This is a genomic window from Vibrio sp. 947, assembly GCF_033339115.1.
Classification (GTDB): Bacteria; Pseudomonadota; Gammaproteobacteria; order Enterobacterales; family Vibrionaceae; genus Vibrio; species Vibrio alginolyticus.
This window is the reverse complement of record NZ_JAWOTX010000030.1, coordinates 50211-62611: the sequence shown is the minus strand read 5'-3', so window position 1 is coordinate 62611 and position 12401 is coordinate 50211. Positions and strand designations below refer to the sequence as shown.

17 protein-coding genes are annotated in these 12401 nt (G+C 47.1%); all 17 read left to right on the top strand.

From position 1 onward, the window contains the following. Positions 1-134 precede the first annotated feature (134 nt). The 17 genes from R7Q39_RS25430 (at position 135) to R7Q39_RS25350 (ending at position 12359) form a co-directional block, all read left to right on the top strand. On the top strand, positions 135-380 hold the full coding sequence (locus tag R7Q39_RS25430; RefSeq protein ID WP_213907427.1) for a type II toxin-antitoxin system CcdA family antitoxin: 246 nt from the start codon (positions 135-137) through the stop codon (positions 378-380). Then, a complete protein-coding gene (locus R7Q39_RS25425) occupies positions 380-697 on the top strand; it encodes a CcdB family protein (RefSeq protein ID WP_213907428.1) in 318 nt (105 codons plus the stop codon). Before R7Q39_RS25430 ends, R7Q39_RS25425 begins: the two co-directional genes overlap by 1 nt. Positions 698-925: 228 nt before the next feature. Beyond that, on the top strand, positions 926-1465 hold the full coding sequence (locus R7Q39_RS25420) for a hypothetical protein (RefSeq protein WP_213907460.1): 540 nt from the start codon (positions 926-928) through the stop codon (positions 1463-1465). Positions 1466-1467: 2 nt separating this feature from the next. Next, positions 1468-2229 (top strand): hypothetical protein, encoded by a 762-nt coding sequence (locus tag R7Q39_RS25415; RefSeq protein WP_318077043.1) that lies wholly within the window; start codon positions 1468-1470, stop codon positions 2227-2229. Then, positions 2222-3199: a hypothetical protein gene (locus R7Q39_RS25410; protein ID WP_318077042.1), complete on the top strand. Its 978-nt coding sequence runs from the start codon at positions 2222-2224 to the stop codon at positions 3197-3199. The genes R7Q39_RS25415 and R7Q39_RS25410 overlap by 8 nt, the downstream gene beginning before the upstream one ends. Next, entirely contained in the window at positions 3196-3966 is a 771-nt protein-coding gene (locus R7Q39_RS25405; RefSeq protein WP_318077041.1) for a phage baseplate assembly protein V, read from the top strand. Before R7Q39_RS25410 ends, R7Q39_RS25405 begins: the two co-directional genes overlap by 4 nt. A 6-nt stretch (positions 3967-3972) precedes the next feature. Then, positions 3973-4257 carry a PAAR domain-containing protein gene (locus tag R7Q39_RS25400; RefSeq protein WP_318077040.1) on the top strand — a complete coding sequence of 95 codons (285 nt, stop codon included), beginning with the start codon at positions 3973-3975 and terminating at the stop codon, positions 4255-4257. Between the two features lie 9 nt (positions 4258-4266). Beyond that, positions 4267-5022: a hypothetical protein gene (locus tag R7Q39_RS25395; RefSeq protein ID WP_318077039.1), complete on the top strand. Its 756-nt coding sequence runs from the start codon at positions 4267-4269 to the stop codon at positions 5020-5022. A gap of 50 nt (positions 5023-5072) precedes the next feature. Further along, a complete protein-coding gene (locus tag R7Q39_RS25390) occupies positions 5073-5414 on the top strand; it encodes a hypothetical protein (RefSeq protein ID WP_318077038.1) in 342 nt (113 codons plus the stop codon). A gap of 247 nt (positions 5415-5661) precedes the next feature. Beyond that, positions 5662-6213, top strand: a complete 552-nt coding sequence (locus R7Q39_RS25385) for an N-acetylmuramoyl-L-alanine amidase (protein ID WP_318077037.1) — start codon at positions 5662-5664, stop codon at positions 6211-6213. Next, the gene (locus tag R7Q39_RS25380) at positions 6213-6563 is read left to right on the top strand and encodes a hypothetical protein (RefSeq protein WP_318077036.1); all 351 of its coding nucleotides are present in this window, start codon (positions 6213-6215) and stop codon (positions 6561-6563) included. The genes R7Q39_RS25385 and R7Q39_RS25380 overlap by 1 nt, the downstream gene beginning before the upstream one ends. Before the next feature lie 281 nt (positions 6564-6844). After that, entirely contained in the window at positions 6845-8494 is a 1650-nt protein-coding gene (locus R7Q39_RS25375) for a hypothetical protein (protein WP_318077035.1), read from the top strand. Between the two features lie 46 nt (positions 8495-8540). Beyond that, positions 8541-8972: a DNA-directed RNA polymerase subunit alpha C-terminal domain-containing protein gene (locus R7Q39_RS25370; protein ID WP_054577210.1), complete on the top strand. Its 432-nt coding sequence runs from the start codon at positions 8541-8543 to the stop codon at positions 8970-8972. Next, positions 8965-10539, top strand: a complete 1575-nt coding sequence (locus R7Q39_RS25365) for a hypothetical protein (RefSeq protein ID WP_318077034.1) — start codon at positions 8965-8967, stop codon at positions 10537-10539. Before R7Q39_RS25370 ends, R7Q39_RS25365 begins: the two co-directional genes overlap by 8 nt. Positions 10540-10561: 22 nt before the next feature. Continuing rightward, a complete protein-coding gene (locus R7Q39_RS25360) occupies positions 10562-11230 on the top strand; it encodes a hypothetical protein (RefSeq protein WP_169629042.1) in 669 nt (222 codons plus the stop codon). A gap of 9 nt (positions 11231-11239) precedes the next feature. Next, entirely contained in the window at positions 11240-11848 is a 609-nt protein-coding gene (locus tag R7Q39_RS25355; RefSeq protein ID WP_169629043.1) for a hypothetical protein, read from the top strand. A gap of 13 nt (positions 11849-11861) precedes the next feature. Beyond that, positions 11862-12359 (top strand): baseplate protein, encoded by a 498-nt coding sequence (locus tag R7Q39_RS25350; protein WP_169629044.1) that lies wholly within the window; start codon positions 11862-11864, stop codon positions 12357-12359. Positions 12360-12401: the final 42 nt, after the last annotated feature.

The following is a 12401-nucleotide window of genomic DNA, read 5'->3' as shown; positions in this document are numbered from 1 at the left end:
TTCAATGCTAAGAGATGGTGTTATGTGGGATACAGATAGCCTCAAAAATTAACTATTGACGCCATAGTCTCTTGTTATGTGCTTGTACTGTGCCTATAATTTATGCGCACATACAATACGCATAGGTTACAGTCATGAGAAACGCATATAGTACGCAAGCACCAAAGAAAGCTACAAACTTAAGCTTAAATAGTGAGTTACTTGCCGAGGCTAAACGCTTAAATATTAACCTTTCAGCAACAATGGAAAAGGCACTTGAGAAAGAAGTGAATCAACGCCTGAAAGCTGAATGGTTAGAGCAAAATGCTGATGCCATTAATGCTTGCAACGAGCTAACTGAAAACCACGGACTATTTTCTGATTCTTACCGAGTATTCTAATGCCACAATTTTCGCTATACAAAAACAACGATAAAAGCACTTCAACCGCATATCCATACTTTGTTGACGTTCAAAGTGAACTGCTTGATACATTGAACACTCGATTAGTTATTCCGCTAACGCCTACTGAGTTGTTAGAGAAAAAAGCGCCCAGTCATCTATGTCCCGTAATCCATATTGATGAAGGTGATTTCGTAATTCTGACTCATCAAATGGCAAGTGTACCAACCAAAATTCTAAGCGAGCCTGTAAATGATTTAAGCACTTTTAGAGACGAGATCATCTCTGCTATCGACTTTCTGATTACTGGCATATAACGTCCTGTTAAGGTGTGAGCAACGCATTACCGAATGCCGCCGCATGCACCTTAAACATCAAACGCAACGCAATTGGCTTGAGAGTTCACAAGATTTATTTGATGCGCATTACATTTATATGCGCCGTTTTGATTATTTAGGGTCAATGGCGTCGAGGTGTATAATTTGCGTTCATATTAGCCCTAGTCCACCCCATCCTTAAAGCGCCGCTCCAATTTTGGAGTGTGCATGACATTACAGACTAGCCGAAAGCAAGTGCCAGCCAGTGCAAAGCGCCTTAGCAGACTTGCGCCTAACTGGTCATACGCGAACAACATTCTTAGCTTTGGTTGCGGTAAGTTTCCCGACCTAACAGAAGAATGTCTTACTAACTGCCACAAGCAGAGCATGACGGTCACTCACTTTGACCCGAGTTCAAAAGCCAAAGGCGTAGTAAACAATATTGCCGAAATTGACAGTTCAAAACGCCGTTTTTGCGTCATGTTGTGCGCGAACGTGCTTAACATGCACAAAGATCTCGATGCAGCGATCGCAGACATGGCCAAGATTGATTTTGATTGCGCGGTCATTCAAATCTATGAGGGCAACCGATCCGGTAAAGGCCGTAAAACGCGAGACGGCTACCAACGCAATGAGCCTGTATCGGCTTACCTACCTATCCTAACGAGCAACTTCCACAAGTTCGATGTGACCTTACACCGAAGCGATAAGTGCATCACTATCGTAAAAGGCCGTAAGTATTACGAGCTGGACGATTTGGAGGACTAATCATGCAACTGGATGAGACGTTCTTTGAAATCCCATGCGATGTAGTGACATTCGATGGCAAGGTAGAACACACAGAGCTAACCGACATTGACCGTGCGGTAGCTGCCTTTTTCCAGAACGTGCTTGATTCCTTAGTTGTGACTGACACTAAACGGCGAGAGAACAGTGAGTTTTCTCGCTTTGTTGGCCGTGATAAGTCGAGAAAGATTTACTACGGCAACTTTAACGATCCAGTGTCATTCCTATCTAAGTTAACGGCAAAGTTGGGCGACAAGGTGAAAGCAAACCGTAATGAGCTTTTACCTGTTTGCTACATCACGCGCGATCCGGTGATTGGGTTTGTTGATGGCGGGGAGTACGTCGATATTGCTGACTATGGCGAACTGGCCAATGAACAAGGCCAGCCTTATGCCGTGATTAATAAGTCCTTTGTCGCGCTTACCTACCGCATTAATGCCCTAGCTTGGAACCAGTCTACCCTTAGCCGCCTAGCGCTAGGTTTAATGGTTTGGCTACGTCATACCAAGGGCAAGCGTAAGCATGTATTCAGAGCGAAAACCATGCTCGCGGGTACTGAAATGGAAATCAACATCGAGATACGTGGCCGTAAAGATGCGATGACCGAACCCGCCGAAGTAGACCATGAAAATACTCGCCTGTTTGCTTCCTCAATCTCTTTTGAAGTGATTGCAGAGGTTTATGAGGCCGAGTCGATCGCTGTCCGTCAGGGTGCGATTGGTGTGGGAGGCCGAGTCATTGAGTAACAAAGAATACTTTCTCGCCCAAAAAGTTGTCACCAACGAAAATGACATCCCTATCGAGCACATTCATTCGTTTACCTACATTGAGTGTGCTTCGATGGACGGCAACAAGCTGGTTATGGAAATCATGGATCAGGCTGCCGTTTATCGGGATTACTACGGGATTAAGCGCGGTTCAGAGATCGAGGTCACGATGGCCGATGTGAACGAGCGAGGCGATCAGGTTTGGATTGAAAAATTCATTGTGGCCAAGTCCACCAGCGCTGACGGTATGCTTACCGTTCAAGCATTCCAAAAGGATGCGCACCTACTTAAAGAGCCAGTCACAACTCCTCGATTCTTTGTTGAAATGCAGCCTAAAGACATTCTGGCCGAGCTGTTACCCGAGCTAAAAATCGAATGTGACAGCTTTGAGCGTGGCGCTACGTACCATTTAAATGCTGGTGGTACTAAGTCTCGCTTAATTCGAACAATGGCCAGAGATTACGGCTCAGTGGCGTTTGTCTGCCGTGGTGTTATGCACTTTAAGTCGCTCAAGAACATGGATATGAGCGAGCAATTCAAGCTGGAACAGTCGAATCCAGAGGAAGCAGAGCACAGCATTGCGAACTACTCCATTATCGGAGAGGAAGCCCTGTTTGAGCGCGTTCTTAACCGTAACTATGCCTCTTGGGATACCGTCGAGGGCTTCCAAGGTGGCCAACGTTCGGGCGCGATGGTCATGGTCAGCGTTCCACAAGCCAAGGCGCTGAATAATCAACACATGGCCATCATCCCTATTTTGGATGTGGAACTTACCGGAAATACTGCCTTTACGCCTCTTTCGGTGTGCTCAGTGCTATTCCATAAACGGCTACCCGCTACCGAGCTGGATGAGTCCATGCCAGAGAAACAAATCATGAACCGTGTCGCCCATTGCCAACGTGGGAACCGGTATCAGTGTCGTATCGAGTTGGGAGTCAGAAACCTATGAGCGATTCGTCAGAGAACAGAACACGCACCAACGTCACTAACCGCTTGTTTGGTAGCTATCAGGCCGAAGTGGTAAATACCGACCATCCGAAAGGCTTGTACATGGTATCCGTTCGCTTGCTTGGTTATTGGGATGGAATCCCCGATAAGGATTTACCTTTTGCCGAGTTTCTACTGCCATTAGGTGCAAAACCGAGTGGTGGCCATGCAGTGCCAGTGGAAAAAGGGGATCTGGTTTGGGTGGATTTTCCTCGTAATGGCGATACCCGTTATCCCCGTATTACCGGATCGCTTTACTACGCGCCTAACTATGAGTCGTACCTACCAAGCGAGGTGAACGGAGAAGCCTATCAGCCTAAACGAGCCGAGGGTGAACCCGAGCCACCAGCCTATGACCGCAAAGATGCGCTCTTTGTGCGATTTGGTTTGCGCGAGCTCATCACGCATCAAGGCGGCTACTCAGTAACGCATACCCAAAGCGGCACAGCCATTGATATCACACCAGATGGCCAATGTGTTATCCACGTCGAGGGCAATGCGTTTCGCAGCTCAACAGGGAACACATTGGAGCAAATCGGAGGCGCACTAACTATCAAAGTGAAAGGCGATGCGAACATCGAAGCGGGTGGTAATACAACCGTAAAAGCCTCCGGTAAAGCCAACCTAGAGGGCAATGAAGTGACCATTAAAGCGAGTGGTAACGTCAATATCGATGCTGGTGGCCAGTTCGCTGTTAAGGCTGCCGCAGCTCCATTTACATTAGGGTAATGCACTATGCCAGCCGTAGGAATTGTAGGGAGTGTGGATAGTGGTCATGGTGGCTTTAGTCCAGGTGTTTTTGTTTCTGGCCAGCCACTACTGACCGTGAATGGAATTAATGTATTAGGTACGGGTGATATATCCGTCATGCACGTAAAACCAGATACCCCGCCGCACGTAGGCGTTATTACTGGTAGTTCAAAACTTACTGTTAATGGCGTTCCGGTCGCTATGGTAGGCGATGCCCTTGGGTGTGGCGCTACGCTGGTAAACGGTAACGACTTGATGACGATTGATTGAGGCAATTTGATGTTAGACACACAAGAGCAAATCGAACAGTTTCGCCAGTTTTTAGACGTAGGCGGCCTTAAGGAAGCGGAGAACCTTACCCGAGGCAAATCCCTTAAGGTGAAGTGTGAAAGTTTGTCAGGGAAGCTATCAGGCTGCGTGAGCGAGGATATTGAGGACTACCAAGGCGCATCGCAGTTAGTGGTAACGCTTAAGGGTTTGAATGACTCAGTGAGCGCAACGGTGGCCACGTTAACGCAATGGAATGAGCACCTAGTGTTGATCACCGATCCAACCGACCTCGAACAAGTGTCTATTGGTGTGAACATCAAACACAAGGTTGATGGTACAGAGGACAACGTACCCGCTCCGAGTATCTTGCCAATTACCAGCAAGGAAGAACTGAAAGCGCTTGAGGCAGTGATCAACGGTCTTTCTGGCCATGTTGATGCAGCCGTATCTCTTATGGCGCAAATCAATACTGCATTAACGCCACCAACAAGCGGTAGTGAGTCAGAGAACGGTGCAACCTTACCGCCACCAGACTTGCCGCCGGAACTAGAAAGCCAAGCGAATGCGCTAAACGAGATCATGGCTCCCCTTGATGGTGGCGTGACCAGCTCAAGCGCGGTGATTGACGCAATGATCATTGCGTCGAAAGAGGAACGCACCTTAGCGTTAGGCTACTTCACTAAGGCGATTTCATTTACCATTTGTAGCAACCAGACGAAAAAAACGAGCATCAAAGACGCGACAGCAGAGGTATTTAGACTGTAGAATGCTTTTGTTGCTAATACCTTTCCTATTCGCACTAGAAAAAAGACAAAATGAGTTATTCAGTTTATTTAAACGCATATGAACTATGCGGATTAATGTCGCTTATCATCGTACTAGCAATTAACCTATTTAGAGCTCGAAACGAGCTTAAATCCACCAAGGCGCGACTATCCTTTGTGATACGCAAAAGCCTCAGTGTTGAGGGAGAATACATGTACGATGGGTGCAGAATGAACGTGATATTTGATGCGGTGCGATACAGCGGAAATCAGTTTTACTTGATGCGTAAAGATCAGGTGATGGCCAGCTTCCACGTAGAACCCTATCGAGTTAATCCTGTTCTTGATTACTTCAAATCAAACAAGATAGAGCCCGTTCAAAACCGACCATAATCCAAGCAAAGCCAGCGTTCGCGCTGGTTTTTTCTAAGCTGGTTTTTTTCTAAATTGCAGGCAAAAAAAGCCGCGAGGTAAGTGTTCGCGGCGCAAGAAGCTATTACAAAGGTTAAAAATGAAGTTTCAACGTTAGTTGACACCAGTCGATTGGGATGCCGACCTGGTAAAGAAAATATATTTCCTATTCCGAACATAGTCAATACCTAAGCGTATATTAGTTAAGCTAAGTTTTGAGATTTATAAAATGAAAAAAGTCTGTATTGTTGTTGGCCATAGTTTTAAAGATGGCGGCGCTTACAATGAAACATTCGGAATTAATGAGTATGTATATAATCATCCCCTAGCCAGCTTATTGGCCGCCGAGCTACATAAGCGAGACATTCTTCCAGTGATCATGTATCGAGACACCTACTCACGGATGATCGGTGATGTGAACGAATCGGGCGCTGACTATGCCATCGAGTTACATTGTAACAGCGTGGCCAATAAGTCAGTTCAAGGTTCAGAGACATTGCATTGGCATAAGTCGGACAAGAGTCAAGCACTTGCTCAGCGCCTACAAAAAGCGGTGGCTGGACTTATCGGACAGCGTGATCGTGGCCTTAAGCCTATCTCGAACACTGGTACTGATACTCGCGGTTGGCGTTTCTTGATGAAAACCAAAATGCCAGCCGTGATTTTGGAGCCGTTCTTTTTGTCTAACGACGAGTCGTTACAAAAGGGATTGGAACTGCGCGAAAAGCTAGCCGTAGCACTGGCAGAAGCGTTCGCAGAACACATTAAAGAGAGCAACTAATGATGGGACTAGCAAAAGTGTTTACAAGTAGTTTATTTAAGAGCGCCACCAGCGAGAAAGTAGGTGGCATTATCCGCGAACTGACCGAGTTTGGTGATCGTGTGTTTACCAGTGACGAAGAACGCAAAGAGTTTGCCTACAAACTGGCAGAGCTTGAAGCGGCCAGCTCTAACACATTGGTACGTACTGGACGCGCCGCTATGATGTGGAGCATCGCGCTGGTGGTCGTTTATCAACTCATTGTTCGTGACTTTTTGGCCGTTTTCTATGGGGTTGAGCTTCCAAGCTTAGAGACTGACACACAAGAGCTACTAAGCAACGTGTTCGGCTTTTTGGCAGGAACCCTATAACAACTGAAAATTTTTTAAATTTTTTTTAGATGCCCTTTCCTATCCCCTTTTCTCTCAACAAAAACACACGATCAACGACATAGAAATCCCCTGTCGTTACCATTCCCACAAAAGCTCACAAAAATAAATAAATTCATTATATAACAATAATTTAAACGAGACTTTACCCCTATTTTTTTCGAAATAAATCTTAATTACTATCCGAAATTGAGCGAATTTTTACCGCTTTCCAGCACTTAACCATTCCGAACACAATCAATTAATAATTAAGGTTTACTTACATGGCAGATAAACGTTCTAACTTCAACAAACGCATTGAGGCGATTCATTTAGGCGCTCAAGCAATGCGTAATCTATGCATCGAATCCCAATTCGATTCACAAACAGGCATGTTTCTAACTGACGACAATTCTCGTGGCGCGGCTATTTTGTCAGCCATTGCGAATGAGCCTATGTTCGAGTCAGTGTCTCAAGAAACAGCAGTTAGCATCGTATCAGGCATGCAGTCTGCGGTGCGTGAATACGAAAAGACTTACGGCCACCTACCTAGTGATGAACTAATGGCATCAGCTCACGCAACTATGCGTAACATGATGACGCTAGAGGGTGCTAAGCGTGATGGCTCAACAGGCGCAATGATGCTTGAGTCTATCGGTCAATCTCTATCAACATCTGAGGGTGTTGAAATTCGTGCGAAGATGGTTGGCCTAGTGCTTCCTGTTCTCCTTGAGACAGCAACACTTGACGCTGTAACCATGATCCCAGCAGGTGCGAACGAAGTTGAGATCTTCAAAGTTTACCGCCGCACTGGCTCAAATTTTGGTGACTTCGCAGCGGGGACTGAAATCGACCAAGCAACGGTTGGCCAATACTCGTCTATGCGTCAGCGTTACAAGTTTGTCGATGAACAGCAACCAGACGGCACTAAGACAACTCATGTGTTTGACTCTAAGACTGACCTAAAACACACCAAGTTTGAGATCCCATTCACTAAGACATCTGTTTCCCTATTTATTAACCATAAACGTGTGGCTCGCGACCTAGACAGCAACGGTAGTCAAATAATGACAGGTACTCACAACGGTATGGTTATTAACTGTCAGATTGACCATGCAAAAGGCAAAGTTACCGTCACTCCAACATCAGCCCTACCATCAGGGACGGTTCTGCACATCGAGTTCGAAGTAGACATTGAAAGACGCCCTGACCTTATCCCAACGATCGACCATGATATGGACTCTCGTATACTGCGCCCACGTCAAAACGCAATCGCAGCAGACGCGACTATTCAAGCGATGTTCACAATGCAACGCGAATTTGGCCAAGATCTCAAATCGCTGCAGATGAGCCACATGCGCAACACATTGGCATCGGAAAAAGCGACTCGCCACCTAGTAGATATGGACTTTGCTTGTACACGCGAAGAAACATTCAATATCTACGTAGCGGCTGGTGAAGATTGGCGTCTACATCGTGAACGTCTAAACGAAGTTCTTCTAAACGTTTCTACGAAGATCCTACAAGCGACTCGCACAACTGGCATGACAGGTATCTTTGCTGGTACTGGCGCGTCAACAATCCTTAAGTCACTAGGTGCTCCATATTTCGTAGCTCCGGCTAACTACCAACAGAAAAACGCTATCCACTACGCAGGCAAGTTGTTCGGCATGTGGAAAGTGTTCGAGTGTCCGGTAGTGATCGGTACGAACGACATGCTTTGTTACGGTCGCGGTTCTTCTCACTCAGAAGCGGGCTACGTAGCAGGTGATGCAATCGCAGCAACCATGTACACGCATCCAATCGGTAAAGGTCTAGTAGCGTCTAACACGCTATACGAACTGGCCTACGGCGAAATCCATCCATTCGACGGAGAAGACTACTTCTACCGCGTGAAACTTATCGATGAAGCTCCTGTAGAAGCAACGGCATAAGGCAAGTAAGCGGCAGTCTTACGGGCTGCCGCTCTTGGGGGATTCGATGAAAGAAACGATCGTTTTAATCACCAACCACACACCAAAGGAAATCACGGTTCAGGGTCGCGTTATGCCGCCACTGGCCAAAGATTTCCCTCTCTCAGTTTTCAACGTGAACCGCTTCAAACACGAAGTGGAAGCGGCCTATCCAAACGGCCTCGTTTCGGTTCGCCTTGAGCCAACGGTTTTACCAGAAGTTCAAACGAAACCAGACACAGCCACCAGCGACAAAGGCACAGCGCTATCAGCACTTGAGCTAAGCGCGAGCGTTGAAAAAGCACTGATTAACCACGGTGTGACAACGGTTGAGCAACTAACCGAAATGACGAAAGACAACGTGATTGCGGTGAAAGGTATTGCTCAAGCGGGTTTGCAAGAAATTGTAGACCAGCTTGCAGCACAGGATCTAACGCTGAAAGAGACAGAAGATGAGTAAGATTGAATTTTCAATGGATAACGTCTCACAAGTTGCGGTTTCGCCAATTAACGCTGACTCGACACCTAAGCAAGGCACTGGCTCTAACCAGCTAGTGTTTGGCGGTGTGATTGTGTCTCAAAAAGGTAAGCCGTTCGAAGTGATTCCGGTAACGGCGGCTAACTTCCTAGACAAGCTAGGTAAGCCTTACCACTCAAGCCTTGGCAAATTGGCTGACGGCATGCGCGTTCTTGATGAAGCCTTGCGCGGCGGTAATGGCCTTGTGGTTCGTGTCGTACCAAAAACGGCAACCTATCCAGCTATCAAGCTAACCAAACCAGCAGACGAAGTGACGATCACTAACGAAGCGATCAACTACTCGGCTGACCTGTCACTTGAAGATGGCGAATTTTTAGCGATCGCTATCAAAGACGGTGCGCAATCCGATAACCGCTCTATCACGCTTGCGAAAGCAGACGAAGCGACTTACGGCGCTGGCATGTTCACTCTTACTCTAGAGGAAGAACAGGCGGCTGGTGGCTCTGTAGTGCTAGAAGAATGGGTTGTATCCCTAGAGCCAACAGCAGTAGACCAAATGGGTAGCGCTGCGTTTATCGAGACTGTTCTTGAAGAACGTTCGCAGTACCTAACCTGTCGCATCGATGCAGAAGTAGCGAAACGCGAAGTTACTGCAATTGCGAAAACCAAATTCACTGGCGCGACCAACGGCAATATTAGCGACATTACGGCTGACGATTACCAGAAAGCAGTGAAAGCACTACGCACTACCGTTTACAGCTTTAACTACGTTTGTGGTTTGGGCTGCTACGACACTGCTGTAATCACTGACCTTGCGCAAATCTGTAAAGACAAACGCATTTCTGGCTACTTCGATGTTGATCCTCGCCTAACGCACGAAGCGGCATTGGAGTTCAAAAAAGGTCTGAACTTCAACAACCATCGCGCTTCATTCGTGCATATCCCTTACCAAGCGAAGTGTCGTTTCTACGGCAACATGGCGGTATGGGGCGGCTCGGGTATCGGCTTTGCAGCTAAAGCGCTTGGCGTTGCTAAGACCTCTCCGGTCGGCGGTTGGCACTACACACCAGCGGGTGTTGAACGTGCTGTTATCCAACGTACTGGCCTAAAACCAATCCAAGGTGCTGGCGAGCCTAACTACCAAGAAATGTACAAGGCACGTCTAAACAAACTAGGCACAGACGAAAACGGCAACCTGTTCATTGATGACTCTCTAACGTCATCTGCGGCTGAAAACTACCTACGTTTTGAGCAAGTCGTGTCTATTGCTGACGCTATCTCACGCGACTTCTACGCATTAGGTAATCGCCTAAAACACCAACCTGACGGTGCAACGCTGGAGGGTCTAACTGACGGTATGGCCAGCATCCTTGAAGGCTATGAAGCCGTTGGTGCGCTAGTGACACCTCGTAATCCAGCACAAGACGGCGAGAACGCTTGGACGTTGGAAGTTAAGCAAGTGGAAATCGACTACTGGAAAGTCACTTGGTCGTTCTGTCCAACTGGCTCTGCGCGTCGAATCCTTGGTGAACCTGTACTAATCCGTTAATCAACATAAGAGCAAGAATAGAATGAAATCAATGTTTTCTGAGGGTTCTGTTCTTGCTCGCCCATTTGTGATGCCACAAGTGGCCGAGCAGGAACAAACTGAAACTGCATTTTTTGAGTCTGTCACAGAAGGTCAACTTCTTGAGTCCATCAATCGTGCATCAACCATCATGGCTCGCCAAGACGCAGCAGCGGCTTGTGTTCAGTGGGTTAACGGTGGTGAAAGCTCAATCGACAACCTAGACGCAATGCTATTTGGCATGGCTGGTGGCGATGACGATACCGAGCTAACCGATGGCCAAGCAGCACTATACGAATCGCTACAGGAAGCGGCTAGCGAGTTCATTGCTCAAGTTGGCCAGCCGAAAGAGGGCGACATGCTAGAAGCACTGGAAGATCCAGAAGCAGCAGATCGCATTTTTGAATCTCTAGAGCGTGGCCTAGACAGCGTGGACTCAGACGAAGCGATCGCAGAGTTCGCCGTTCGTGAATCCATGATGCTTGAAGCGCTTAAGAAAGTGATCCGTGATGGCAAGGTAACTTATATCAAAACGAATCGCCGTAAGCGCCGTATGAGTGCAGCACAAAAAGCAGCACTTAAGAAAGCGCGCGCGAAAGCTCACAGCTCATCGGCTAAAGCAGCTCGCAAAAAGGCTAACCGCATGCGCGATTCTCGCGGTATGGACAAGTAAGGATAAGCAATGGCTGTAATTGTCGGCGTACCTAATGATGATGGCGTGTCTATCCACAATAAATGCGCCATTACACAAGTCATAGGCGGTCAAGAAATTACGGTCATTGGTTACATGACTGATGAGTGTCAGCTTGCCTTTAGAGCGATATGGGAAGCGCCGTTTGAGGGCGATTCCGTGGGTAACATTAACGCCCTAGATAAAACGTCCTCAATCGCGCAAACCGTGTCGGATAAGACGAGTAAAACACTATGGAACAGTCAGCAAGTTTGGCAAGGCAACGAACCGCCAGAGATAACCGTAACGCTTAAATTTGTCGCGTTCACCAATGCCAAAATAGAGGTTAATGATCCCATTAAATACTTGGCTCAGATGATAAGTCCAGAGCTGCAAAATACTGTTCCAGTCAGTTCCGATGGCCTTGGTGGCCGTGTTCCAAGTGATGCGAGATTCAAGATTGGCAAAGCGCTCAATCTACCTATGCGAATTAGCGAGGTGAGTTATGACATTAACGCACCTAAGACGCGAGACGGGAATTTCGCTTACAACACGGTAACTATTACCGCCGCTCCTAAGCAGATGATTAATCAGTCACAGATCCCTAACCACTTCCAATAGAATAGGTGTAATTATGGCCGGAGCATTTAACGCAAAAGGCGATATGAATTTCTTGAAACAGAAATTCACTAAGAACGTCCAAGCTGGCGAAAAGATGATGGGTACAGAGTTCGAGATGAAAATCGAAGAATACCCAAATATCAGCGTTTTGGTTCGTTCAACTCAGTTTCCTGCAATGGGACGTGCAGACGTAGAAGATTTTGGTCAAATGGGCTTGGGCTACATCCAAAATGGTGCGCTTGAGAACAAAGGCGAAATCGCGGTGACGTGTGTAGAAACTATCACTGGTACAGTGCTAGATATGCTACGTGAGATCGTTCGTGAAAAGAAAATGGTCACGGTCGTTATCGAGTCTACGCCAGAATCGACTAAAGGTAAGGGCGCTAAGTCGCATCGATTCCGCTTAGAGCACGTAAAAGTGCGCTCAGACGTGATCGACCTATCAACAGAAGATACAGCAGCACTTGTTAAGCCAGCTATCACACTGCAATACAACTGGGTAGATTTCTAATCGCCAACCTGTCCTATTCTATTCCCTACAAAAAGGCCGCCA

What these genes read in the sequence shown, in the direction of transcription:
- R7Q39_RS25425 (WP_213907428.1), top strand. Translation starts at nt 380, where the DNA reads ATGCCACAATTTTCGCTATACAAAAACAACGATAAAAGCACTTCAACC.
- R7Q39_RS25380 (WP_318077036.1), top strand. Translation starts at nt 6,213, where the DNA reads ATGATGGGACTAGCAAAAGTGTTTACAAGTAGTTTATTTAAGAGCGCC.
- R7Q39_RS25430 (WP_213907427.1), top strand. Translation starts at nt 135, where the DNA reads ATGAGAAACGCATATAGTACGCAAGCACCAAAGAAAGCTACAAACTTA.
- R7Q39_RS25360 (WP_169629042.1), top strand. Translation starts at nt 10,562, where the DNA reads ATGAAATCAATGTTTTCTGAGGGTTCTGTTCTTGCTCGCCCATTTGTG.
- R7Q39_RS25370 (WP_054577210.1), top strand. Translation starts at nt 8,541, where the DNA reads ATGAAAGAAACGATCGTTTTAATCACCAACCACACACCAAAGGAAATC.
- R7Q39_RS25405 (WP_318077041.1), top strand. Translation starts at nt 3,196, where the DNA reads ATGAGCGATTCGTCAGAGAACAGAACACGCACCAACGTCACTAACCGC.
- R7Q39_RS25390 (WP_318077038.1), top strand. Translation starts at nt 5,073, where the DNA reads ATGAGTTATTCAGTTTATTTAAACGCATATGAACTATGCGGATTAATG.
- R7Q39_RS25355 (WP_169629043.1), top strand. Translation starts at nt 11,240, where the DNA reads ATGGCTGTAATTGTCGGCGTACCTAATGATGATGGCGTGTCTATCCAC.
- R7Q39_RS25395 (WP_318077039.1), top strand. Translation starts at nt 4,267, where the DNA reads ATGTTAGACACACAAGAGCAAATCGAACAGTTTCGCCAGTTTTTAGAC.
- R7Q39_RS25400 (WP_318077040.1), top strand. Translation starts at nt 3,973, where the DNA reads ATGCCAGCCGTAGGAATTGTAGGGAGTGTGGATAGTGGTCATGGTGGC.
- R7Q39_RS25415 (WP_318077043.1), top strand. Translation starts at nt 1,468, where the DNA reads ATGCAACTGGATGAGACGTTCTTTGAAATCCCATGCGATGTAGTGACA.
- R7Q39_RS25375 (WP_318077035.1), top strand. Translation starts at nt 6,845, where the DNA reads ATGGCAGATAAACGTTCTAACTTCAACAAACGCATTGAGGCGATTCAT.
- R7Q39_RS25385 (WP_318077037.1), top strand. Translation starts at nt 5,662, where the DNA reads ATGAAAAAAGTCTGTATTGTTGTTGGCCATAGTTTTAAAGATGGCGGC.
- R7Q39_RS25350 (WP_169629044.1), top strand. Translation starts at nt 11,862, where the DNA reads ATGGCCGGAGCATTTAACGCAAAAGGCGATATGAATTTCTTGAAACAG.
- R7Q39_RS25420 (WP_213907460.1), top strand. Translation starts at nt 926, where the DNA reads ATGACATTACAGACTAGCCGAAAGCAAGTGCCAGCCAGTGCAAAGCGC.
- R7Q39_RS25365 (WP_318077034.1), top strand. Translation starts at nt 8,965, where the DNA reads ATGAGTAAGATTGAATTTTCAATGGATAACGTCTCACAAGTTGCGGTT.